The following is a 23,217-nucleotide window of genomic DNA, read 5'->3' as shown; positions in this document are numbered from 1 at the left end:
GGTCAGTCCGAGGGTCTGTTCGACGGCCGCCACGCGCTCGCGCAGCGGCTGCGGCAGTACCCGCTGGATCTTGGCGAGGCCCAGCAGCAGCTGGCCGCCGCACACGCCGCCGCCGAGGGCCAGCTGGTCGCCGCCCAGGCCGAGATCGGCCGGCTCAAGGCGCAGGCCGCCAACGAGCAGGCCCGGGCCGAGCAGCAGCTCGCCGCCGCCAAGGCCGAGATAGAGCGGCTGCGCGCCGAGGCGATCGCCGAGGCGGAGCGCACCCGCCACGAGGCCACCGAACTGCGCGCCCAGGCCGAGCAGGCCGCCGAGCAGCTCCAGGCCGACGCCGAGGCCGCCGCCGAGCGCAGGGTCGCCGACGGCGAGGCCGCCAACGAGCAGCGCTCGCAGACCGCCCGGGCCGAGGTGGCCCGGATGGTCGCCCAGGCCACCAAGGAGGCCTCGGCGATCCGGGCCGAGGCCGAGGGCGTCCGCACCGAGGCCGCCACCAAGCAGGCCGAGGCCGACGCCGCCCGGGCCGCCGCCGCCGAGGAGAGCGAGCGGCTGCGGGCCACCGCCGAGTCGGTGGCCTCCGAACTGAAGGCCGAGGCCGAGGCGGCGATCGCCGAACTCCGCGCCCTGGCCGAGCGGGACGTCGCCGAGCTGCGCGCGCACGCCGAGGCCGACGCCCAGCGACTGCGCGGCGAGGCCGAGGAGGCGGGCCGGGCGGCCGGCGCCAAGGACGCCACCGTCCACCTCGCCAAGGCCGCCAAGACCGCCGAGGAGGTCCTCGGCCGGGCCGACCAGGACGCCGAGACCGTGCGCGGCGAGGCCGCCGCCGAGGCCGAGCGGATCCGCGCCGAGGCCGCCGCCGAGGCGCAGCGCCTGCGCGAGCAGGCCCAGGCCGCCGTCGAGCAGGCCCAGAACGCCGCCCTGGACGACGCCGCCGCGATCCGCGAGCGGATCGAGCAGATGCAGGACGAGGCGGCCCGGCTGCGGGCCGAGGCCGAGGAGCTGCGCGCCCAGGCCGCCGCCGAGGCCGACCGGGTGCGCGGCGAGGCCCGCCGCCAGGCCGTGGTCCAGATCGAGGAGTCGGCGAAGAACGCCGAGGAGCTGCTCACCAAGGCCAAGGCCGACGCGGACGAGCTGCGCGCGGGTGCCGCCGGGGAGATCGAGCGGCTGCGCGAGCAGGCCCAGGAGCAGGCCGCCGAGACCCAGGGCCGGGCCGAGCAGACCCTGACCCGGGCCCGGGCCGAGGCCGGGAAGATCACCGAGGCCGCCGAGCAGCAGGGCCAGGACGCGCTCGCCGCCGCCAAGGCCGCGGCCGCCGAGAACCGGTCCGCCGCCGAGCGCGAGACCGCCGAACTCCGGCGCGACGCAACCGAGTTCGACCAGCGGGTGCGCGCCGAGGCGACCGCCGCGGCAGAGGCTACGACCACCGAGGCACAGGCCGAGGCGAAGGCCGTCCGGGACGCCGCGGTGGCCGACGCCGAGCGGGTGCGCACCGAGGCCGACACCGAGGCCGCCCGGGCCCGGGCCGAGGCCGAGGCGGCCGCGAACGCGCTGCGCGAGGAGAGCCGGCGCGAACGCGAGGAGGCCGCCGACGACCTGCGGCGCGAGCGCGAGGAGACCTCCGAGCACCTGGACGCGGCCGAGGCCGCCCGCGAGCAGGCCGAACAGGCCGCCGCGGAGACCAGGGCCGAGGCCGAACAGGCCGCCGGAGAGCTGCGGGCGCTCGCCCAGCGCGAGACCAGCCGGCAGCGCGAGGCCGCCGAGGCCTACGCCGACCGGGTCCGCACCGAGGCCGAACAGCACGCCACCGACCTCACCGAACGCACCGCGGCGGAGACGGCCGAGGTCCGCGAGACCGCCGACCAGTACAGCGTCGAGGTCCGCGAAGCCGCCGACGCCTACGCCGACGAGCAGCGCACCGCGGCCGACACGTACGTCACCGAGCAGCGCACCACCGCCGACACGTACGCCACGGAGCAGCACACCGCCGCCGACGCCTACGCCGCGGAGACCAGGGCCGAGGCCGAACAGGCCGCCGGAGAGCTGCGGGCCCTGGCCCAGCAGGAGACCACCCAGCAGCGCGAGGCCGCCGAGGCCCACGCCGACCGGGTCCGCACCGAGGCCGAACAGCACGCCACCGACCTCACCAAGCGCACCGCGGCGGAGACCTCCGAGGTCCGCGAGGCGGCCGACCGGTACGGCGCCGAGGTCCGCGAGACCGCCGACCGGTACGGCGTCGAGGTCCGCGAAGCCGCCGACGCGTACGCCGGCGAGCAGCAGACCGCCGCCGACGCCTACGCCGCCGAGGTCCGCGAGCAGGCCGACGCCCACACCGCCGAGCAGCGCGCCGCCGCCGACGAGGTGCTGGAGCGCGCCGAGGCCACCGCCGAGCAGCGCCGCGCCGAGGCCGCCAAGGACGCCAAGGCCACCCGCGAGAAGGCCGCCGCCGAACTGGCCCTGGCCAACGAGCAGGCCTCGACCGTCCGGGCCGAGGCCGGCCGCGAGCTGTCCGAGGCCCGCGCCACCGCCGACGGCATCCGCGCCGAGGCCACCGCCGAGCTGGAGCAGGCCAGGGCCGACCGCGCCGAGCTGATCGCCGCCGCCAAGGCCGAGGGCGCCGAGCTGGTGGCCGCCGCCGAGGACGAGGCCGCCGAGGTCCGCCAGTCGGTGGCCGGTATGCACGAGGCCGCCGCCGAGCAGATCGCCGCGCTCAGGGCCGCCGCCGAGCAGGAGGTCACCGAACTCCGCGAGGCCGCCGAGCAGGACGCCACCGAGCTGCGCACCCTCGCCGAGTACGAGACCACCGAGCAGCGGGAGCTGGCCGAACGGGAGAGCACCGAGCAGCGCGAGTCCGCCGACGCGTACGCCGCCGAGCTGCGCGGCCTGGTCGAGCGGGAGAGCGCCGAGCAGCGCGAGCTCGTCGACCGCGAGACCGCCGACCTGCGGGCCCGCACCGAGGCCGAGACCACCGCCCTGCGCGAGCAGACCGAGCTGGAGCTGGCCGCCGAGCGGGAGGCCGTCGAGGACGAGCTCGGCCGGCAGCGCGCCGAGGCCCGGGCCTACGACGGGCAGCTGCGCGCGGAGGCCGAGGCCGAGCTGCGGGCCGCCCAGGAGGCCGCCGAGCAGCTGCGCGCCGACGCGGAGGCGCAGGCCGCCCGTACGGTGGCCGAGGCCGAGGCCCAGGGCGCCCGGAGCATCGCCGACGCCGAGGAGCTGTCCGCGGCCCTGCGCGCCGAGGCCGACGAGTACGCCCTCGCCACCCGCACCCTGGCCGACGACTACGACTCCGCCACCCACTCCCGCGCCGACGCCTACGACGCGGAGACCCGGGAGGCCGCCGAGCAGTTCGACAAGGCCACCCGCGAGCACGCCAAGTCCGTCCTGGAGAAGGCCTTCGCGGACGCCGAGGCGCTCGGCGAGGACGCCCAGACCACCGCGCTGGCGACCACCGCCGCCGCCGAGGAGCAGGCGGACGCCATGGTCGCGGCCGCCCGCAAGGAGGCCGACCGGCTGGTCGCCGCCGGCGAGGCGGCCGGTCAGGCCGAGGTCGAGAAGGGCCGCTCCGACGCGGACACCCTGCTCGCCGAGGCCCGCCGGGACGCGACCGCGATCCGCGAGCGCGCCGAGGAGCTGCGCGAGCGCACCGACGCCGAGGTCGAGGCCCTGCACGAGCGCGCCCGCAAGGAGAACGCGGCGGCCATGAAGTCCGCCGGCGAGCGGGTGGACGCGCTGGTGACGGCCGCCCAGGAGCAGCTGACCGAGGCCGAGGAGCAGGCGGTGGCCACCGTCGCCGAGGCCGAGGACCGCGCGGCGGCCCTGGTCGCGGCGGCCGAGGACCGCGCGGCCGAGCTGACCTCGGAGGCCTCCGCGGAGGCCAGCAAGGTCCGGCTGTCCGCCGTCCGCAAGGCCGAGGGCCTGCTCAAGGAGGCGGAGACCAAGCTCGCCAACTCCACCGACCGCGCCGAGGCGCTCATCGGGAAGGCCGAGGCCAAGCTCCGGTCGTCCGAGGCGGAGGCCGAGGAGCGGCTGGACCGGGCCTCCACCGAGGCGGAGAAGCGGCTGCGGGACGCCGACGAGTCCGCGGACGAGCAGGTCGAGCTGGCGAAGGCGGAGGCCGAGCGGCTGCTCGCCGAGGCGAAGGCCGAGGCGAAGCGGGTCACCGACGAGGGCCGGCGCGAGCTGGACGAACTGGTGCGCCGCCGCAAGGACATCAACACCGAGATCTCCAGGGTCCAGGACGTGCTGTCCGCCCTGGAGGCGTTCGAGGCGCCGTCACCGGTCGCCCAGGCCAACGGGGGAAGCAGCACCAAGAAGGACGGGGGCGCCAAGGCCGGTGCCGGAGTTGGCTCCCCCCGGTCGGGTGGCAATCGCTCCAAGAGCTCACCACCCGATTGAGCGGACATTGGCGGTCATTGTCCGTGAGAGAACGGCATAACGCCGTCGACACTCCGGTACCGTGTCAGGATTCCCTCAACCACCTCAGCGGTTTGACGACAGGAAGCCCAGAACCCCATGAGCGACAGTCACTCCCCTCACGGCTTCGACCTGGTGCGCCGTGGGTACGAGCGCGCCCAGGTCGACGAGCGGATCACCAAGCTGGTGGCCGACCGTGACAGTGCCCTGACCCGGATCAGCGCGCTGGAGAAGCGCATCGAGGAGCTTCACCTCGAGACCCAGTCCGCCCAGGCGGCGGTCACCGAGGCGGAGCCCTCCTACGCCGGTCTCGGCGCCCGGGTCGAGAAGATCCTGCGACTCGCCGAGGAGGAGGCCAAGGACCTGCGCGACGAGGCGCACCGCGCCGCCGAGCAGCACCGCGAGCTCGCCGAGGCCGCCGCCCAGCAGGTCCGCACCGAGGCCGAGAACTACGCCAAGGACCGCAAGGCCAAGGCGGAGGACGAGGGGCTGCGGATCGTCGACAAGTCCAAGAGCGACGCCGCCCAGCTGCGCGCCGAGGCCAACAAGGACGCCCAGAACAAGCGCGAGGAGGCGGACGCCCTCTTCGAGGACACCCGCACCAAGGCCGCCCAGGCCGCGCTGGAGTTCGAGACCAACCTGGCCAAGCGCCGCGAGCAGTCCGAGCGCGACCTGGCCGCCCGTCAGGCCAAGGCCGAGAAGCGCCTGGCCGAGATCGAGCACCGGGCCGAGCAGCTGCGCCTGGAGGCCGAGAAGCTGCGCACCGACGCCGAGCGCCGCGCCCGCCAGACCGTCGAGACGGCCCAGCGCCAGTCCGAGGACATCGTGGCCGACGCCAACGCCAAGGCCGACCGCATCCGCAGCGAATCCGAGCGCGAGCTGGCGGCGCTCACCAACCGCCGCGACAGCATCAACGCCCAGCTGACCAACGTCCGCGAGATGCTGGCGACGCTGACCGGCGCGGCCGTCGCCGCCGCCTCGCTGCCGACCGACGACACCCTGGGCGTGCCCGCCCAGCAGTCGCGCTGACGCACACCGGCCGAGCCGCACCGCAGGCCCTCACCCGCCCGGGTGAGGGCCTGTCGGCTTGTCGCGCCGTCATCGCCTCGGGCGCGGCTTGACGAAGGGTCCCTAGCGGGGGTAGGCGCCGTCCGGCCGCTGGTACCCGCTGCTGAGCTGGTTGCCCTCGTCGTCCGAGACGGTGCCGAACCAGGAGGTGCACCAGACCGACACCGAGTCCGGCCAGTACTGCACCTCGAAGGGGTGCCCGGGCCCGTAGTCGCCGTACGAGGTGACGATGAAGGTCTCCCCCGGGCGCATCCAGTAGTCCTCGCCGAGCGGTTCCAGGGTCAGCTCGACCAGCCCCTCGCCCCGGTTGGTCACCGGCATCCGGCCGCTCACCTCCAGCGCCGAGAAGTCCCAGGCCGCCGCGTCCTGGCTCTCCTGGCTCATCCGGCGGCCACCCGGGCGAGCAGGGCGCGCACGACGGCGTCGAAGGCCTCCGGCGCCTCCAGGGCGCTCAGGTGGCCCACCCGGGGCAGGACGGTCAGCTCGGCGTCCGGCCGGGCCCGCAGCATCGCCTCGGCCTCCTCCGGCGCCACCAGGGCGTCCTCGGCGCCCGCCACGACCGCGACCGGCACCGGCAGGCCGGCCAGCACGTCCAGGGAGTCCGGGCGGGCCGCCATGGCCCGCTGGGCCCAGGCGACGGAGGCCGGCGACGCGGCGGCGACCATCGCCTCCACCCGCTCCACCAGGTGCTGCGAGTCCGGCCCGAGCTGCCCGGCCGCGACCCGCTCGTCCAGCAGCAGCCGCACGCTGTCCCGCGCGGTGACGGCGGCGGCCATCCGCTCCCGGTTGGCCCGGACCGCGTCGGTGTCGGCGGTGGCCCGGGTGTTGGCGAGCAGCAGGCCGGCCAGCCGGTCGGGGTGGCGGCGGGCCAGGGCCAGCGCCGCGTAGCCGCCCATGGAGAGCCCGGCGACCACCGCGCGTTCGATTCCGGCGGCGTCCAGCAGCAGCGCGAGGTCGTCCGCGACCAGGTCCAGCGAGGGCTCGTCGTCGCCCAGCCCGGTGCCGCCGAACCCCCGCTGGTCGGGGGCGAGCACCCGCGCTTCGTCCCCGGTCAGGCCGGGCAGCGCGTCCAGCTGGGACGACCACATCGAGGCGTTCAGAGGAAAGGCGTGCAGCAGCAGGAGTGGTGTTCCGGTACCGCTCTCGCGGACCGACACTGCGGAGGGGAGCTGGCTCATGCCACCAACCTATTCCGGCACGCCCGGCGGGCCCACTCAGCGGGCCGCGATACCCCCTTTGTCCTAGCCTGGCAAAGACCTGAGGGAGCGCGAATGATCGAGTTGCACGACCTGACAAAACGTTACGGCAAGACCCTCGCGGTGGACCGCCTCAGCTTCCAGGTCCCCCAGGGCGTGGTGACCGGCTTCCTCGGCCCCAACGGCGCCGGCAAGTCCACCACCATGCGCATGATCCTCGACCTCGACCGCCCGACCTCCGGCCGGGTCACCATCGACGGCAAGCGCTACGGCCAGCTCAGCGAGCCGCTCAAGTACATCGGCGCGCTGCTGGAGGCCAAGGCCGTCCACCCCGGCCGCACCGCCCGCGACCACCTGCTCTGGCTCGCCCAGAGCAACCGCATCCCCGAGCGCCGGGTGGACGAGGTGCTCGCCCTGGTCGGCCTCACCCCGGTGGCCCGCAAGCGGGCCCGCGGCTTCTCGCTCGGCATGGGCCAGCGCCTGGGCATCGCCTCCGCGCTGCTCGGCGACCCGGAGATCGTCATGTTCGACGAGCCGGTCAACGGCCTGGACCCGGAGGGCATCCTCTGGATCCGCAACCTGATGAAGCGCCTCGCCGGCGAGGGCCGGACGGTCTTCGTCTCCTCCCACCTGATGAGCGAGATGGCCGTCACCGCCGACCACCTGGTGGTCATCGGCCGGGGCCGGCTGCTCGCCGACCTGCCGATGCCGGAGTTCATCCGGCGCAACTCCCGCTCCGCCGTACGGCTGCGCGGCCCCGAGCCCGAGCGGCTGCTCGACGTGCTGGCCCGGGCCGGCCTGCGGCACGAACCCGGTCCGGACGGCTCCTACGAGGTGGTCGACGGGGACATCGCCCGGCTCGGCGAGCTGTTCGCCGGCCAGGGCGTGGTGCTGCACGAGCTCAGCCCGCAGCAGGCCTCGCTGGAGGAGGCCTTCATGCAGATGACGGCCGACTCGGTGGAGTACCACGCGGGCGACGGCCCGGGCCTGGACGCGGCCGGCGCGCCCACCGAGTGGGGCGCCGGCTGGAAGGCGGACGGCACCCCGCAGAACACCACGGCACGGCAGGAGGAGAACTGAGATGGCGTCCTTCCCCGCGGTCCTGCGCTCCGAGTGGACGAAGATCCGCAGTGTCCGCTCGACGGTCTGGACGCTCGCGCTGACCTTCGTCGTCACGGTCGGCATCGGCGCGCTGCTGTCCCTGCTCACCAACAACAACTTCACCGAGTTCCGCCGCGGCGACCAGTCTCCGTTCGACGCCACCGGGACGTCCTTCTCCGGCATCATGCTCGGCGAGCTGGCGATCATCGTCTTCGGGGTGCTGGCGATCGGCAACGAGTACAGCAGCGGCATGGTCCGGGTCACCCTGGCCGCCGTCCCGCAGCGCGGCACCCTGCTCACCGGCAAGGCCGTGGTGCTCGGCGCGCTGGCCCTCGCGGTCTCGCTGGTGACGGCCTTCGCCACCTTCTTCGCCGGCCAGGCGCTGCTCGGCGCGCACTCCACCATGATCGGCGAACCGAACGTGCTGCGGGCGGTGTTCGGGGCGGCGCTGTACCTGACGCTGCTCTGCCTGTTCTCGGCGGGCGTCACCACGATGCTGCACAACCAGACGCTCGCGCTCGGCGTGCTGGTGCCGTTCTTCTTCCTGCTCTCGCCGATCCTCTCGGCGGTGCCGAAGGTCAAGACCCTGGCCCACTACTTCCCCGACTACGCGGGCTCCCGGATGCTGCTGGTGTACGAGCAGCACGGCCAGCCGTACGGGCCGTGGACCGGCTTCCTGATCTGCCTGGCCTGGACGGCGGCGGCGCTGGTCGGCGGCGCGCTGGTGCTCAAGAAGCGCGACGCGTAGCCGTCCCGGCGGCCCGGCCGTCAGTACCGCGGAGCGCCGCGGCCCCGCAGCAGGTTGGAGGCCCGGCGCTCCCGCGCTCCCCAGCAGGCGCGGTGCCAGTGCCGCCGGTCGTCCACGCCCGCGCCGTGCATCGGCCAGGCCACCACGTGGCCCGTCCCCGGCGGGATCTCCTGGTCGCAGCCCGGGCAGCGGTAGAACCGTCCGGCCGTCCCGGCGACCGTCTGGACCACCCAGTCGTCGCCCTGGTAGCTCTCGGTGCGGCGCAGCGAACCGCCGAGCGGGGCGGCCGGTTCTGCGCTCTCGTGGGGGGCGGCGCTCTTGATCCGGTTGCGGCGCGGCGACACGGCGGACTCCCTCTCCTGCTGGCCTCTGGGTCGTTCCAGCCTACGGCCGCCCGGGGCCCCGTACGGCCACTACCACGGCTCCGTCCGGCACTTCGGCGTTTTTGCCGAGATCCACCCGATCATCGGGGAAATTCGGGGTTCGGCGTGCCATTGGCACATGACATCCGATACCCACAGGGGGAGAAGGCGGGGCCCGCAGACCCTGCGCGCACCCGAGGAGGCCCCACGATGAGCAAGACCAGCGCCCGAGCCGAGAGCGGCCGGCCCGTCGGGGTCCGGTCACCCGCCCCCGGCCCGACGCTGACCTCCGTCCCCCCGGTGACGGCCGTCGCGGGCGAGCCGCTGCCGGCCACCCAGTGGGCCGGCGCGCTGCCGCCGGCCACCGGTCCGGTGCGGGTCGGCCTGTTCCTGCTGTCCGCGCAGTTCCCCGGGCAGAGCCACGGCGAGGCGCTGGAGCGCACCGTCCACTCCGCCGTCGAGGCCGAACGCGCGGGCCTGGACAGCGTCTGGCTGGCCGAGCACCACTTCGTGCCGTACGGGGTGTGCCCGGACGCCGCCACGCTGGCCGGGCTGCTGCTCGGCCGCACCCGCCGGATCGGCGTCGGCACGGCGGTCAGCGTGCTCTCCACCCGCCACCCGGTGGGGCTCGGCGAGCAGGCCGCGCTGCTGCACCTCACCTCCGGCGGACGGTTCACGCTCGGGGTGGGCCGCGGCGGCCCGTGGATCGACCTGGACGTGTTCGGCGGCGGCGTGGACGCCTTCGAGAACGGCTTCCCGGAGCGGCTGGACCTGCTGCTGCGCTGGCTGCGCGGCTCCCGGGTGGGCGCGGACGGCCCGCAGTTCGCCTTCCCCGAGGTCGCGGTGGTGCCGCGGGCCACCGAGCCGGTGCGGCGGCCCGGCCTGAGCAGCTGGCTCGGCCTGGGCCAGCGGTCCGGCCCGGTGCGCTTCCCGCGCCAGCGCCGGGACGACGGGGGCCTCGGCGAGGAGCTCACCGCCTCCGGGCGGCCGGTGTCAGGACCGCCCGTGGTGGTCGCCTGCACCTCGCCAGGCGGGGTGCGGATGGCCGCCGAGCGCGGCCTGCCGATGCTGCTCGGCATGCACTCCGGGGACGAGGACAAGCTGCGGATGCTGGAGCTGTACCGGTCCGCCTGGCTGGCCGCCGGGCGGTCCGAGGAGCAGCTGCGCCGGATCGGCCGCCGGCACGTCGCGGCCGGGGTGGCCCAGGTCGACGACCGCGCCGCGGCGGCCAGGTCCACACTGCTGAACGCGATGCCCGGCTGGTTCGAGTACGGGCTCGGCGCCCACCGCACCGTGGACGGCCGCGAACGCAGGATGCGCGACCCGCGCCAGTACACCGAGCTGCTCTGCGACCTGCACGCGGTGGGCACCCCGCGGCAGTGCGCCGACCGGCTGCTGGCCACCGCCGAACGCACCGGCATCCGGCGCTTCGCCCTGCTCGCCGAGGGCAGCGGCGACGAGGAGGCGACCCTGCACAACATCGCCCGGCTCGGCTCCGAGGTGCTGCCGCAACTGGGCTGAGCCCCGTACGGGTCGCGGGCCCGGGCCGCCGCCCCTCCCCCCGCACCGGGGAACGGGGCGGCCGGCGCCGCGGCACCGCGGGAAGGCGATCAGCAGTCCCGCAGCTCCTCGGACTGGTTGAGCAGCTGCTCCCGGACCGAGGTGAAGCGGTCGTACCGCGCCGCGTTGGCCTCCGACGGCAGGAACACCGCGACCCGGTGACAGTTCTGGAACGCCAGCCGGACCCCGAAGTGGCGCTGCAGGGCGCCCCGGATGGCGTCGCTGGCGAGGGCGCGCAGCAGCTGGCCACGGGCCTGCTCGCTGGGCGGTGGCACCTGGTTGTCGGCGAAGTCGGTGCCGTCGACCTTCGCCTGGGCGACCAGCGAGCTGATCAGGTCCCAGGCGTACGGCAGCGAGACGCGGACGCAGTCGACGAATTCCCGCTCGTCGACCTCGCCCCGCTCGGCCTTCTCCAGCAGGGCCGGTGAGACGTCGAGCGACATGGATTCTCCTCTCGCGGTCCACCCGCGCGGCGCCCGGGTGGTCGTGCGTAGGTCAAGCTCACAGTGAGGGTGGTGGTTTCGCATGGGGCGTCCGGAACACCGAGGGACAGGGGTTTCCGGCGCCTTCGCGACGGCGGCGGCGCCACGGGACGTGACGTCCCGGACACCGAACGCGCTCACAACAGCGTGGCAGTCAACGGAGCGGCGGGCCCGTCATTCCTGTGGATTGCTTCGGAAACACAGTGCGGTGCACCAGATTGGCCGGATCCCGTCGGATCGTTCATCTGAAGTCTCCATCCCCGTTGACAGCGATCCCGCGAGCGTGTCGTCACACACCGTAGCGACCCGAGGGTGGGGGCGCCAGGCCTCGACGGGCGGTAGCCGGACCGCAGGACCTCAATGTTGGCCGGGTTCGCGCTTTCTTCACCCAGCCGTCGCGGAATCGCATCAACTGGCCCCGGTGGGCTAGCGTGGTCGACCGTGCGTCTCGTAATTGCCCGCTGCTCAGTCGACTATGCCGGTCGGCTCTCCGCCCATCTGCCCTCCGCCACCAGGCTGATCCTGGTCAAGGCCGACGGCAGCGTCAGCATCCACGCCGACGACCGCGCCTACAAGCCGCTCAACTGGATGTCCCCGCCGTGCGTCCTCAAGGAGGCCGACGGGGTCTGGACGGTGGAGAACAAGGCCGGCGAGAAGCTCATCATCACGCTGGAGGAGGTGCTGCACGACTCGTCCCACGAGCTCGGGGTCGACCCGGGCCTGATCAAGGACGGCGTGGAGGCACACCTCCAGGAGCTGCTCGCGGACCGGATGGAGGTGCTCGGTGCCGGCTGGTCGCTGATCCGCCGCGAGTACCCCACGGCGATCGGCCCGGTCGACATCCTCTGCCGCGACGCCGACGGCTCCACGGTGGCCGTCGAGATCAAGCGCCGCGGCGAGATCGACGGTGTCGAACAGCTCACCCGCTACCTCGAACTCCTCAACCGGGACCCGCTGCTGGCCCCGGTCAAGGGCGTCTTCGCCGCGCAGGAGATCAAGCCGCAGGCCCGCGTGCTGGCCACCGACCGCGGCATCGGCTGCGTGGTGCTGGACTACGACGAGCTGCGCGGCATCGACGACGACAAGCTCAAGCTGTTCTGACCGCTCACGGCGTCGCGCTCGCCGTCCCGCTCGGGGTCGTCGGCGACCCTGACGTGGGCGGCGGCGAGCTCGCGGTGGACGCCGGGGCCGACGAGCTGTGGCCCGTCGTCGGCGGCTGCGAGGGCTGCCCCGTCTGCTGGGGCGGCGGCGACTGACCCGGCGGCTGGACCGGCGGCTGCGACTGGCCCGGTGCGGGCGGCTGCGACTGCTGCGGGGCCTGCGACTCGCCCGCCCCCGGCGAGGAGCTCGGCCGCCTGGTCGGCGAGGCGCTCGACGCGTGCGAGGCACTGCCGCTCGTGGACGGCTGCGGGCCGCTCCCCTGCCCCGCCGGGCTGCCCGGCCCGGCACCGGCCGTCCCCGCCCCGGTGCTGCCGGAGGGCTGCGGGAACGGCGCCTCCTGGGTGTCGCCGCCGCCGTCCATCCGGCCGCTGTACGGGTCCTTCCCCTTGACCTCGTCCGGCCCGCTGAAGCTCATCGCCACCGCCGTGCCGAGCACCCCCAGGGTCAGCACCGCCGTGGAGACCACGGCCGCCCGCCGCCGCCGGCTGGACTTCAGGCGGGCCGGCACCCGGGCCGCGATCTTGCGGATCACCGGGGCGCGGCCGGGCCCCGCCACGGCGGGCGCGGCGGCCGGCAGCTGCCGGCCCTCGGCGCGCAGCAGGTCGAGCATCCGGCCGACGGCGGCCACCCCGCGCTGGTCGCCCGCGGCGGCCCGCAGGGTGAGCGCGGTCTCCAGTTCGGCGATGGCCCGGGAGGGCTGCTGGAGGCAGATCGCGTGCACGCCCGCCTCGTGGTGGAACCAGGCCTGGTCGACCGCCGAACCGGTCTGGCGGGCCGCCTCCAGACCGAGCTGGAGCACCCGCTCCCAGGCGCCCCAGCGCAGCGACAGCGCCAGCGCGGGCGCCGCCGCACGGGCGAGCCGGACCACCGCGTCGTGCCGCCCGGCGGTGCGGTCGGCGAGCAGCACCCCGATCATCACCTCGGCCTCGGCGGCGATCTGCTCCAGCGTCACCGAGCTGTGCCCGACCCACCAGGCGAAGTGCTGGGCGGCGCCGTCGACGCAGCCGCGGGCCGGCCAGTGCGGGGCGAGCAGGTCCTGCGCGCCGGCGGTCAGCCGGTGGTGCCCGCCGATGGACACCGCCAGTCCGGCGTCGGCGAGTTCGGCGAGCGCGGCCTCGCCCTGCCCGACGTCGATCAGCGCCGGCAGGTGCGGCGCGGTGGGGCACTCGCCGCCGAGCGCGACGGCGAGCCGCAGCACGGCCTGCGCGGGCTCGCTCAGCCCCTCGGCGAGCCGGACCGCGGGCGAGGCGGTCTCCGCCACCGAGGGCAGCGGGACGGTGCGGCGCAGCGCGTCCTCCCGGATCGCCGGGTCCGGGTCGTGGACGGGCCCCTCGACGGCCCCGAAGACGTCCATCCGGTCGTCCTCGGCGGCGACCAGCGCGTCCACCGCGACGTCCCGCTGGCGCAGCAGGGCGGCGGCCTGGACGAAGCGCAGCGGCAGGCCCTCGGACTCGAACCAGAGGTCCACCGCCCAGGCCTTCTCGTCGACGTCCAGCGGCCGCCCGGCCAGCCGGGCGGTGAGGGCGAGGCAGGCGGAGCGGGAGAGCCCGGCCACCAGGTGGTCCTGGAGCCGGGAGCCGGCCGGCAGCGGCGGGCCGTCCGGAGCGGCGGAGATCAGGAAGGCGCAGCCGGGGGCGGCGGCGAGCAGCTGCTCCAGCTCGGCGCCCGCGGGCTCGGCGGAGTCGATCACCACGATCGCGCCGACCTCGGCGAGGTGGGCGGCCAACTGCCCGGGGTCGGGGCGGTAGCCGGGGGCGTGGTGGGTGGCCGCGAAGAGGTCCTGGAGCAGGTCGGGAAGGGTCCGGCGGTGGCCGCAGAGCTGCACCACTCCACCGGGGGCGAGGTCGGCGGCGGCCTCGGCGACGGCCGACAGCAGCGCGCTGCGGCCCGAGCCGGCCTGGCCGACCAGGCGTATCGAGCGGCCCTCGGAGAGCAGGCCGAGCAGTTCGACGACGTCGACCTCGCGGTCCAGCATCGGCAGGTCGGCGGGCCCGGCGCCGAGCGCGAGCGGGCCGACCGCACGGCCGACGCCGCCGACCGGACCGCGGGCGGGCTCGCTGCGTCCGGTCCGGCGCGGACGCGGACGCCACTCCTCGGGACAGGTCCTGGCCTCGGAGCCGTCCGGTGCGCCGACGCCCACCAGCAGGCCGCCGGAGACCAGTTCACCGCCACGGGTGCGGACGGCCTCCTGCCGGAACTCACCGGATGGCTGTGACACGTTCTGCTCCGCATCGTGCTCGGCCGTCGGCGCCCCGCGCCGCCCGGCTGACGTCCCGCTCGCGGCCGCGGCCGGGCTGGAGGCAGCCCCGGCGGCCGTCTTCTGACGGGCAGACTCTTGCACATCCGGCCCCGACCGTGCAGAGCGGTCCGTGGCTGACGACCGGTCGGCGGCGCTGACCAGGGGCGTTGCGCGGGCGGGGTCGGACGTACGCGGGCGTGCGGTCCGGCGCGCGGAGCGACCGTCTTTAGAGCGCGACCCCGTGCGCCTCGGCGACGCCCGCGGCGCCGTCGACGGCCAGGATGCGGTGCAGCTTGGTGGCCACCAGCAGCCGCTGGAGCTGGGCCGGGACGGAGCGCAGCACCAGGCGGCGGCCGATCCGGCCGGCCCGCCGGTGGGTGCCCATGATCACGCCGAGCCCGGTGGCGTCCCAGAACTCCAGCCGGGCGAGGTCGAGCACGAGGTCGCCGAGGCCGCCGTCCACGGCCTGGTGCAACCGGACCCGCGCGTCGGCGGCGGTGCGCACGTCGAGGCGGCCTTCGATGGCCAGCGCCGTGTGGTCGCCGGTGATGCGCATGCTCTCCTCCTTCGCCTGGACGGCCTGGTGCGGGGCGGGTCCGCCCCGGCCGTGCCGGGTACGGGAGCGGGGGGTTCGTCCGGGCGGGCCGCAGCCCCTCACCCGGCCCCGGGCGGAATGCCGGGTTCCCTCATCTGACGGTGAACCGGCTCCGCAGGTTGCTGGTTCCGGCCAGATCTGAAGCAACTTCACCCGTCCGAGGGAATATACGCAGGTCGGCCCCACACCTACGCTCGATTACCGCCCAAATCACCCGTCTGCGGCACGCTGCGTGAGGAAACTCACCCGGCCCGGCGGAGCGGGCCGTACGATGCTCCGATCGCACGGCCCGCCGGTCGTTCAGCCCCGCCGGCTCACTTGCCCTCGTACGGGTAGAAGCCGCGGCCGCTCTTGCGTCCCAGGTCACCGGCGGTGACCATGCGGGCCATGATCTCCGGCGCGGCGAACTTCTCGTCCTGGGTCTCGTCGTAGATGTTGCGGGCGGCGTGCAGCAGGATGTCCACGCCGGTCAGGTCGGCGGTCTGGAGCGGGCCCATCGCGTGGCCGAAACCGAGCCGGCAGGCGGTGTCGATGTCCTCGGCGGTGGCCACGCCCGACTCGTACAGGCTGGCGGCCTCGACGACCAGCGCGGTGATCAGGCGGGTGGTCACGAAGCCGGCCACGTCGCGGTTGACCACCACGACCTCCTTGCCGACGCCCTCGGCGTAGGCGCGGGCGGTGGCCAGCGTCTCGTCGCTGGTCTTGTAGCCGCGGACCAGCTCGACCAGCTTCATCATCGGGACCGGCGAGAAGAAGTGGACGCCGACGACCGACTCCGGGCGCTCCGTGGCGGCGGCGATCCGGGTGATCGGGATGGCGGAGGTGTTGGAGGCCAGCACGGCGCCGTCCTTGGCGAGCTTGTCGAGCTCGCGGAAGACGCCCTCCTTGACCTCCAGCTTCTCGAACACGGCCTCGACCACGATGTCGGCCTCGGCGACGGCGCCCAGGTCGGTGGTGGTGGTGATCCGGCCCAGCGCGGCCTCGGCGTCCTCGGCGCTCAGCCTGCCCTTGGCGACGAACTTCCCGTACGAGGCGCGGATGCCCGCCAGGCCCCGCTGGAGCGCCTCCTCGGTGACGTCCCGCAGCACCACCGGGTGGCCGGCCTGCGCGGACACCTGGGCGATGCCGGCGCCCATCAGGCCGGCACCGATCACGGCGATCTGCTTGCTGGACGCATTGCTCATGGCTGGGTCTCCCGATGCCGTCGCCGCCCTGCGGGCGGGCCCTGAAGGCGGCTCAGGACAGGGGTCGCCCGCCGTAGGAGCCGCATCGCTCTGGCCGGACTCTAATGCCCAAATCCCCCGTGCAATAGCAATCGGGAGTGTGATCTGCAACCGACCTGGTCGGTCGCCCAAGAAGGCGACCGGAGGGCGACAAGAGGGTGATCAGATGGTCAGCCCGAGGTCCTGGGCCAGGATCGCCGCCTGCACCCGGCTGCGCAGCCGCAGCTTCGCCAGGATGCGGCTGACGTGCGTCTTGGTGGTCGCCTCCGCCATCTCCAGCCGGGCCGCGATCTCCCCGTTGGACATCCCGGAGCCGATGCAGGCCAGCACCTCCCGCTCGCGGCCGGTCAGCGCCCCCACCGCCGCCCGGGCCTCCGGTCCGACCGTCCGCTCGGGGCGGGCGAAGGCCCCGATCAGACGCTTGGTCACCGAGGGCGCCAGCATGCCGTCCCCGCGCGCCACCGTGCGGATGCCCTCGACCAGGGTGTCCGCCTCCAGGTCCTTGAGCAGGAAGCCGGAGGCGCCGGCCCGCAGCGCGCCGTAGACGTACTCGTCCAGGTCGAAGGTGGTCAGCACGAGCACCTGCCCGGCCCCGGCGGCGACCACCTCGCGGGTCGCCGAGACGCCGTCCAGCCGGGGCATCTGCACGTCCATCAGCACCACGTCCGGCCGCAGCTCCAGCGCCAGCCGGACGGCCTCCTCGCCGTCGGCGGCCTGCCCGACCACCTCGAAGCCCGGCTCGGCGCGCAGGATCATCACCAGCGCCGCCCGCACCGCCGCCTGGTCCTCGGCCACCAGTACCCGGATCGTCATGCCCGCCCCTCGTTCCCCTGGGCGCGCGGCAGCACCGCGCGCACCCTCCAGTACCCGTCCCGCGGCCCGGCCTCGAAGCTGCCGCCGAGCAGCCCGGCCCGTTCCGCCATGCCCACCAGCCCCGCCCGGGCGCCGGGCAGCCCGCGGCCCGGCCCGCCCCGGTACGGGCTGTCCACGGCGATCCGCAGCTCCTCGGGCGCGAACTCCAGCCGCAGGCTCACCAGTCCGGGCCCGGCGTGCTTGAGCGCGTTGGTCAGCGACTCCTGGACGATCCGGTACGCGGCCAGCCCGACCGGCACCGGAAGGTCGCCGCGCTCGCCGGACTCGGACAGCTCGAAGTCCAGCCCGACGTCCTGGCCGGCCGCCCGGGCCTTGGCCAGCAGGGCGTCCACCGCGGCCAGGTCGGGCGCCGCGTAGGACTCGTCCACCTCTCCCCCGCCGCTGTCCCGGAGCAGCCCGATCATGCGTCGCATTTCGGCCAATCCCTGGACGCTGTTCTCCCGGATCACCGCCAGCACCTCCACCAGCGGATCGTCCTCGGGCAGGCTCCGGCGCCGGGCCACCGACTGGGCGCCGGTGGCGTGGATCGCGATCGCCGACAGGTGGTTGGCCACCACGTCGTGCAACTCCCGTGCCATCCGGGCCCGTTCGGCGCCGATCGCCTCGCGCCGGTCCATCTCCGAGAGCAGCGCGGTCTGTTCCGCCCGCAGCCGCTCGGCCTCCGCCTCCTCCCGGTGCTTGCGCACCACGTCCCCGGTCCACACCGGGGCCAGGAAGACCAGCGAACTGACCACCACCACCAGCAGCGCGCCGGACGTCCCGCCGTAGATCGCCGCGAGGGTGGAGAGCGCCAGCACGGTGGCCCCGCCGCTCAGGTGCAGCACCCGGGACATCCGCGGGGTCCCGTAGATCACCGCCGCGTACAGCAGGTCGGTGTACATGATCAGCGTCGCCAGCAGGCTGCCGGCGAACAGGCTGCCCGCGAAGGCCAGCCCGCCGAGCGACACCGCGAGCACCGGCCTGGTCCGGCGCACCAGCTCCAGCCCCGCCAGCACCACCAGCGGCAGCACCACCGCCCACAGCGGCACCCGGTCGGCCCGGTCGTACACCTTGAAGACGATCAGCACCGAACCGCCGAGCAGCCCGCAGAGGGCGATCAGCTGGTCCTGCCGGCGCGGGGAGAGGGCGGGGAACGGGAGGGGCACGTTCCCATCTCACCATCCCCGGCGGCCCGCCCGGCTCCGGTCCACGGAGGAGCCCGCTACATCGAAAGGTGCAGGCCGCTACGGCACCGCGCGACGACGACAGCGGCACGCCCGCGCACCAGGCTGGAAGCACCGCCGAAACACCCGGGAGCAGAACGTGATCGTCACCCTCATCGTCGCGGCCGAGATCTCCTTCTGGATCCTGCTCGGCCTCGGCCTCGCCACCCGCTACCTGCTCCGGTGGCGCCGCACCAGCACCGCGCTGCTGGTCGGTCTGCCACTGGTCGACCTCACCCTCTACGCCCTCACCGTCCTCGACCTGCGCGGCGGCTCCACCGCGAGCTGGACGCACGCCCTGGCCGCGAGCTACGCGGGCTTCTCGATCGGCTACGGCCCCTCGCTGGTCCGCTGGGCCGACCGGCACTTCCTGCACCGCTTCGCCGGCGGCCCCAAGCCGCTGCCCTCGCCCAAGTACGGGCCCGAGCGGACCAGGTACGAGTGGCAGATCGCCGGCCGGACCGTCGTGTCCGCCGCCGTCACGCTGAGCCTGATCACCCTGCTCGTCCCGCTCTCCGCGGGCTCCGCCCACTTCGGCACCTTCCTCCAGTGGTACCTCAAGCTGGGCATCGCCGCCGTGGTCAACGTGATCGTGGCCGGCTGCTACTCGCTCTGGCCCAAGCAGCCGCCGGCCGGCGTGCTGGTCGAGGACGGCCGGGTGGTCACCGGGAAGACCCTCGCCGGGACCACCCCCGGCGGCACCCCCGCCGACCGGCCCTGAACCGTCGAGGGCCCGTCCCCGGACCCCCACGGGGGAGGAGTCCGGGGACGGGCCCTCGTCGCGTTCTAGCGGTTCTCGCCCGGGACCCAGAGCACGTCGCCGCGCTCCTTGTTGGCCACCCGGGCCAGGATGAACAGCAGGTCGGACAGCCGGTTGAGGTACTTCGCGGTCAGCGGGTTGACGCTGTCGCCGTGCTCCGCGATCGCCGACCAGGTGGAGCGCTCGGCCCGTCGGACCACCGTGCAGGCCAGGTGCAGGTGGGCCGCCCCGGCCGTGCCGCCGGGCAGGATGAAGCTGCGCAGCTTCTCCACCCGCGCCAGGTAGTCGTCGCAGTCCGCCTCCAGCCGGTCGATGTAGGACTGCAGCACCCGCAGCGGCGGGTACTTCGGGTCCTCCACCACCGGGGTGGACAGGTCGGCGCCGACGTCGAACAGGTCGTTCTGGACCCGGACGAGCACCGCCGTCATGTCCTCCGGCAGCTCCCCCACGGCGAGGGCCACCCCGATCGCCGCGTTCGCCTCGTTGGCGTCCGCGTACGCGATCAGTCTCGGATCGGTCTTGCTGGTCCGGCTCATGTCGCCGAGCGCGGTGGTGCCGTCATCGCCGGTACGGGTGTAGATGCGCGTCAGATTGACCATGCGGCCAGCGTAGCCGCCGGGTTAGGCGGCGTTAACCCCGCCTGGAGAGGCCGCTACGCGACATTGACCCTCTGCCCGGGCGGGGCCGCCTCCAGCCAGGCCAGGAAGCCGGTCAGCGCGTCCTCGCTCATCGCCAGTTCCAGCGGCGCCCCGTTGTGCAGGCAGCGCAGCACCACCGAGCCGGACAGCAGCGCCAGCTCCTCCTGGCCCTCCGGGTAGCGCCGGCCGAGCACCTCGATCTCCCGGCGCGGAAGCATCTTGCGCGGGCGCGGGGCGTACGAGAAGACCCGGAACCACTCGATCGAGTCACCGCTGTAGCGGCCGATACCAAAAACCCACCCCTTGCCGTCGGTCGGGGGGACCGGGGCTGAGGTGGGTTTGCCGTTCTCGTCGAGGTCGGGCTGCGTCGAGGCGTCGGCGGGCATTTTGAGCCGGTAACTGCAGTCGAAGGTGCCGCCGACCCGCTGGATCAGGCGGCGTCGGACGGCGAAGGCCATCAGCCCGATCACTCCCAGGGCCACGACCGCCGCACACACCACAAGCGCGAGGACCATGCTCACCTACCTCCTCGCTACCCGCGTTCCCCGTAACGGTCGTATCAAGCGACCGCGCTGACCTACCAACTACGACGACAGTCCCGGGGTCACGCTCGCGCGTCCCCGGGACCGTCGGTCGACCCCGCTAAACCGGGGTCCGGCGCACTCAGGCGTGGGCCTTGAGGCCGCGCGCCGCGAACAGACGGACCTCGGCGCGCCGCTCGGCGTGCTCGTCCAGGCCCGACTTGGCCTTCTCCAGTGCGCGCTCGGCACGCGCGACGTCGATCTCGTCCGCCAGCTCGGCGATCTCCGCGAGCAGAGACAGCTTGTTGTCGGCGAAGGAGATGAAGCCGCCGTGCACCGCGGCGATCACGGTGCCGCCGTCCACCGTGCGGATGGTGACGGGACCGGTCTCCAGCACGCTCAGCACCGGGGTGTGGCCCGGCATGATGCCGGTGTCACCGGAGGCCGTACGGGCGACGACGATGGTGGCCGCACCGGACCACACCTTGCGGTCGGCTGCGACCAGCTCGACGTGCAGCTCAGCCAACGTGGGCTCCTAGGCTCATGCAACGCCCGATTACTCGGGAGTTTCGGTAAGAATAACGGCCCCGCGCCTCCGGCATGAAACCGGCGGCACGGATTTGACCGGAATCACAGCCGATGCGACGCGAGGGGTGGGTCCCAGGGCTGGGGCCCACCCCTCACGGTCACGCTCAGCTGCTACCGGCCGCGATTACTTCTTCGCCAGCTCGGCGGCGTTCTTCTCGAGGTCCTCGATGCCACCGCACATGAAGAAGGCCTGCTCCGGGACGGAGTCGTACTTGCCGTCCGCGATCGCGTTGAAGGCCTCGATGGTCTCCGACAGCGGCACGGTCGAACCCTCGACACCGGTGAACTGCTTCGCCACGTAGGTGTTCTGCGAGAGGAAGCGCTCGATGCGACGGGCACGGTGCACCGTGATCTTGTCCTCTTCGGACAGCTCGTCGATACCGAGGATCGCGATGATGTCCTGGAGGTCCTTGTACTTCTGCAGGATCCCCTTGATACGGATGGCCGTGTCGTAGTGGGTCTGCGCGATGTACCGCGGGTCGAGGATGCGGGACGTGGAGTCCAGCGGGTCGACGGCCGGGTAGATGCCCTTCTCCGAGATCGGGCGCGACAGAACGGTCGTCGCGTCCAGGTGGGCGAAGGTGGTGGCCGGCGCCGGGTCGGTCAGGTCGTCCGCGGGGACGTAGATCGCCTGCATCGAGGTGATCGAGTGACCGCGGGTCGAGGTGATGCGCTCCTGGAGGAGGCCCATCTCGTCGGCCAGGTTCGGCTGGTAGCCCACCGCGGAGGGCATGCGGCCGAGCAGGGTCGACACCTCGGAACCGGCCTGGGTGAACCGGAAGATGTTGTCGATGAAGAGGAGCACGTCCTGCTTCTCGACGTCACGGAAGTACTCCGCCATGGTCAGCGCGGACAGCGCGACCCGCAGACGGGTGCCCGGCGGCTCGTCCATCTGGCCGAAGACCAGCGCGGTCTTGTCCAGAACGCCCGAGTCGACCATCTCGTCGATGAGGTCGTTGCCCTCACGGGTGCGCTCGCCGACACCGGCGAACACCGACACACCACCGAAGTTCTCGGCGACGCGGTAGATCATCTCCTGGATCAGAACGGTCTTGCCGACACCGGCACCACCGAACAGACCGATCTTGCCACCCGTGACGTACGGGGTGAGCAGGTCGATGACCTTGATACCGGTCTCGAACATCTCGGTCTTGGACTCGAGGTCCTTGAACTCGGGAGCCTTGCGGTGGATCGGCCAGCGGACCTCGACCTGCTTGTCGAACTCCGCCTTGTCGACGTTCAGCACGTCACCGAGGGCGTTGAACACCTTGCCCTTGGTGATCTGGCCGACCGGGACGGAGATCGCCGCACCGGTGTCGGAGACCTGCGAACCGCGGACCAGGCCGTCGGTCGGCTGCATCGAGATGCCGCGGACCATGCCGTCGCCGAGGTGCTGGGCGACCTCGAGGGTCAGGATCTTCTTGCCCGTGCCGTCGGGGTTGTCCACCTCGACGTGCAGGGCGTTGTACATGTCCGGAATCGCGTCGACGGGGAACTCCACGTCGACGACCGGGCCGATGACCCGCGCGACGCGGCCCGTCGCCGTGGTCGGCTCAACAGTGGTGGTCATACTCATTCGCTCCCGCGGCTAGCGTCGGCGAGGGCGTTGGCGCCGCCGACGATCTCGCTGATTTCCTGGGTGATCTCGGCCTGACGGGCCGAGTTGGCAAGCCGCGTGAGCGACTTGATGAGCTCGCCGGCGTTGTCCGTCGCGCTCTTCATCGCGCGGCGGCGGGCGGCGTGCTCGGAAGCGGCCGACTGCAGCAGCGCGTTGTAGATCCGGCTCTCGACGTACCGCGGCAGGAGCGCGTCCAGGACGCCCTCCGCCGACGGCTCGAAGTCGTACAGCGGGAAGATCTCCGACTTGGCCGGCGACTGGTCGCTGAGCTGGACCTCGTCCAGCTTCAGCGGCAGCAGCCGCGCCTCGACCGCGTTCTGCGTCAGCATCGACACGAACTCGGTGGAGACCAGGTGCAGCTCGTCCACGCCGCCGGTCTCGGCCGTGAAGGCCTCGATCAGGTCGGCCGCCACGGTCTTCGCGTCACCGTAGGTCGGCTTGTCCGAGAACCCCGTCCACGAGTCCGCCACCGTCAGGCCGCGGAACGTGTAGTACGAGACGCCCTTGCGGCCGATGATGTACGTCACCACGTCCTTGCCCTCGGACCGCAGGCGCTCGCTGAGCACCTGGGCGGCCTTGATGGCGTTGGTCGAGTAGCCGCCCGCCAGGCCGCGGTCCGCCGTGATCAGCAGGACCGCGGCGCGCTTGGCGGCCGGGTTCTCGGTGGTGAGCGGGTGCTTGGCGTTGGACCGGGTGGCCACCGCCGTCACCGCCCGGGTGAGCTCATCGGCGTACGGAGTGGAGGCGGCCACCGCGCGCTGCGCCTTGACGATGCGCGACGCGGAGATCATCTCCATCGCCTTGGTGATCTTCTTCGTCGCGGTGACAGAGCGGATCCGGCGCTTGTAGACCCGAAGCTGTGCTCCCATGGGTCGTTA

21 protein-coding genes are annotated in these 23,217 nt (G+C 73.7%); 7 read left to right on the top strand and 14 right to left on the bottom strand.

Translation table 11 applies throughout. The features are described 5' to 3' along the window. The first annotated feature begins 414 nt into the window (after positions 1 to 414). Positions 415 to 4,386 carry a hypothetical protein gene (locus ACWDCZ_RS03090; RefSeq protein ID WP_449815074.1) on the top strand — a complete coding sequence of 1,324 codons (3,972 nt, stop codon included), beginning with the start codon at positions 415 to 417 and terminating at the stop codon, positions 4,384 to 4,386. A 117-nt stretch (positions 4,387 to 4,503) separates the two neighbouring features. Next, positions 4,504 to 5,433, top strand: coding sequence for a coiled-coil domain-containing protein (locus ACWDCZ_RS03085; protein WP_049655735.1), 930 nt, complete (start codon positions 4,504 to 4,506; stop codon positions 5,431 to 5,433). A gap of 102 nt (positions 5,434 to 5,535) precedes the next feature. On the opposite strand, the gene ACWDCZ_RS03080 is transcribed toward ACWDCZ_RS03085, so the two are convergent. Beyond that, the gene (locus ACWDCZ_RS03080) at positions 5,536 to 5,856 is read right to left on the bottom strand and encodes a hypothetical protein (protein ID WP_049655736.1); all 321 of its coding nucleotides are present in this window, start codon (positions 5,854 to 5,856) and stop codon (positions 5,536 to 5,538) included. Then, on the bottom strand, positions 5,853 to 6,650 hold the full coding sequence (locus ACWDCZ_RS03075; protein WP_449815072.1) for an alpha/beta fold hydrolase: 798 nt from the start codon (positions 6,648 to 6,650) through the stop codon (positions 5,853 to 5,855). Before ACWDCZ_RS03075 ends, ACWDCZ_RS03080 begins: the two co-directional genes overlap by 4 nt. Positions 6,651 to 6,743: 93 nt before the next feature. Between ACWDCZ_RS03075 and ACWDCZ_RS03070 the strand changes: the two genes are divergently transcribed. Then, entirely contained in the window at positions 6,744 to 7,748 is a 1,005-nt protein-coding gene (locus tag ACWDCZ_RS03070) for an ABC transporter ATP-binding protein (protein WP_387822042.1), read from the top strand. Between the two features lies 1 nt (position 7,749). Beyond that, positions 7,750 to 8,517, top strand: a complete 768-nt coding sequence (locus tag ACWDCZ_RS03065; RefSeq protein WP_449815071.1) for an ABC transporter permease subunit — start codon at positions 7,750 to 7,752, stop codon at positions 8,515 to 8,517. 20 nt (positions 8,518 to 8,537) lie between these two features. Here ACWDCZ_RS03065 and ACWDCZ_RS03060 read toward each other — a convergent pair whose 3' ends face one another. Then, a complete protein-coding gene (locus ACWDCZ_RS03060) occupies positions 8,538 to 8,861 on the bottom strand; it encodes a hypothetical protein (protein WP_049655743.1) in 324 nt (107 codons plus the stop codon). Between the two features lie 390 nt (positions 8,862 to 9,251). Here ACWDCZ_RS03060 and ACWDCZ_RS03055 point away from each other — a divergent pair, with 390 nt between their 5' ends. Beyond that, positions 9,252 to 10,400: an LLM class flavin-dependent oxidoreductase gene (locus tag ACWDCZ_RS03055; RefSeq protein ID WP_449812626.1), complete on the top strand. Its 1,149-nt coding sequence runs from the start codon at positions 9,252 to 9,254 to the stop codon at positions 10,398 to 10,400. Between the two features lie 89 nt (positions 10,401 to 10,489). On the opposite strand, the gene ACWDCZ_RS03050 is transcribed toward ACWDCZ_RS03055, so the two are convergent. Next, positions 10,490 to 10,882: an SCO5389 family protein gene (locus ACWDCZ_RS03050; protein WP_030282024.1), complete on the bottom strand. Its 393-nt coding sequence runs from the start codon at positions 10,880 to 10,882 to the stop codon at positions 10,490 to 10,492. 480 nt (positions 10,883 to 11,362) lie between these two features. On the opposite strand from ACWDCZ_RS03050, the gene nucS reads away from it, so the two are divergent. After that, entirely contained in the window at positions 11,363 to 12,022 is a 660-nt protein-coding gene (gene nucS, locus ACWDCZ_RS03045) for an endonuclease NucS (RefSeq protein ID WP_049655746.1), read from the top strand. Between the two features lie 4 nt (positions 12,023 to 12,026). Here nucS and ACWDCZ_RS03040 read toward each other — a convergent pair whose 3' ends face one another. From ACWDCZ_RS03040 to ACWDCZ_RS03020, 5 genes are all read right to left on the bottom strand, one after another. Further along, complete coding sequence (locus tag ACWDCZ_RS03040) at positions 12,027 to 14,300, bottom strand: ATP-binding protein (protein WP_449815070.1); 2,274 nt, start codon at positions 14,298 to 14,300, stop codon at positions 12,027 to 12,029. 247 nt (positions 14,301 to 14,547) lie between these two features. Then, entirely contained in the window at positions 14,548 to 14,877 is a 330-nt protein-coding gene (locus ACWDCZ_RS03035) for an STAS domain-containing protein (protein WP_049651796.1), read from the bottom strand. Between the two features lie 353 nt (positions 14,878 to 15,230). Beyond that, positions 15,231 to 16,100, bottom strand: a complete 870-nt coding sequence (locus ACWDCZ_RS03030) for a 3-hydroxyacyl-CoA dehydrogenase family protein (protein ID WP_049651797.1) — start codon at positions 16,098 to 16,100, stop codon at positions 15,231 to 15,233. Between the two features lie 201 nt (positions 16,101 to 16,301). Further along, complete coding sequence (locus ACWDCZ_RS03025) at positions 16,302 to 16,952, bottom strand: response regulator (RefSeq protein ID WP_074001453.1); 651 nt, start codon at positions 16,950 to 16,952, stop codon at positions 16,302 to 16,304. Next, positions 16,949 to 18,157 carry a sensor histidine kinase gene (locus ACWDCZ_RS03020; protein WP_117489546.1) on the bottom strand — a complete coding sequence of 403 codons (1,209 nt, stop codon included), beginning with the start codon at positions 18,155 to 18,157 and terminating at the stop codon, positions 16,949 to 16,951. The genes ACWDCZ_RS03025 and ACWDCZ_RS03020 overlap by 4 nt, the downstream gene beginning before the upstream one ends. A gap of 157 nt (positions 18,158 to 18,314) precedes the next feature. Between ACWDCZ_RS03020 and ACWDCZ_RS03015 the strand changes: the two genes are divergently transcribed. Further along, on the top strand, positions 18,315 to 18,935 hold the full coding sequence (locus tag ACWDCZ_RS03015; protein ID WP_063780161.1) for a hypothetical protein: 621 nt from the start codon (positions 18,315 to 18,317) through the stop codon (positions 18,933 to 18,935). A gap of 65 nt (positions 18,936 to 19,000) precedes the next feature. Here ACWDCZ_RS03015 and ACWDCZ_RS03010 read toward each other — a convergent pair whose 3' ends face one another. The 5 genes from ACWDCZ_RS03010 to ACWDCZ_RS02990 all read right to left on the bottom strand — a co-directional run bounded on the left by ACWDCZ_RS03010 (position 19,001) and on the right by ACWDCZ_RS02990 (position 23,208). Beyond that, positions 19,001 to 19,573: a cob(I)yrinic acid a,c-diamide adenosyltransferase gene (locus ACWDCZ_RS03010; RefSeq protein WP_049651800.1), complete on the bottom strand. Its 573-nt coding sequence runs from the start codon at positions 19,571 to 19,573 to the stop codon at positions 19,001 to 19,003. 53 nt (positions 19,574 to 19,626) lie between these two features. Further along, on the bottom strand, positions 19,627 to 20,127 hold the full coding sequence (locus ACWDCZ_RS03005) for a DUF2550 domain-containing protein (RefSeq protein ID WP_049651801.1): 501 nt from the start codon (positions 20,125 to 20,127) through the stop codon (positions 19,627 to 19,629). Positions 20,128 to 20,275: 148 nt separating this feature from the next. After that, on the bottom strand, positions 20,276 to 20,659 hold the full coding sequence (locus ACWDCZ_RS03000) for a F0F1 ATP synthase subunit epsilon (RefSeq protein ID WP_030235805.1): 384 nt from the start codon (positions 20,657 to 20,659) through the stop codon (positions 20,276 to 20,278). A gap of 186 nt (positions 20,660 to 20,845) precedes the next feature. Continuing rightward, on the bottom strand, positions 20,846 to 22,291 hold the full coding sequence (atpD, locus tag ACWDCZ_RS02995; RefSeq protein WP_049651802.1) for a F0F1 ATP synthase subunit beta: 1,446 nt from the start codon (positions 22,289 to 22,291) through the stop codon (positions 20,846 to 20,848). Positions 22,292 to 22,293: 2 nt separating this feature from the next. Beyond that, positions 22,294 to 23,208, bottom strand: coding sequence for a F0F1 ATP synthase subunit gamma (locus ACWDCZ_RS02990; RefSeq protein WP_049651803.1), 915 nt, complete (start codon positions 23,206 to 23,208; stop codon positions 22,294 to 22,296). Between the last annotated feature and the right edge of the window lie 9 nt (positions 23,209 to 23,217).

Source organism: Kitasatospora sp. NPDC001225 (assembly GCF_053597855.1).
This window is presented reverse-complemented; position numbering and strand designations above follow the sequence as displayed.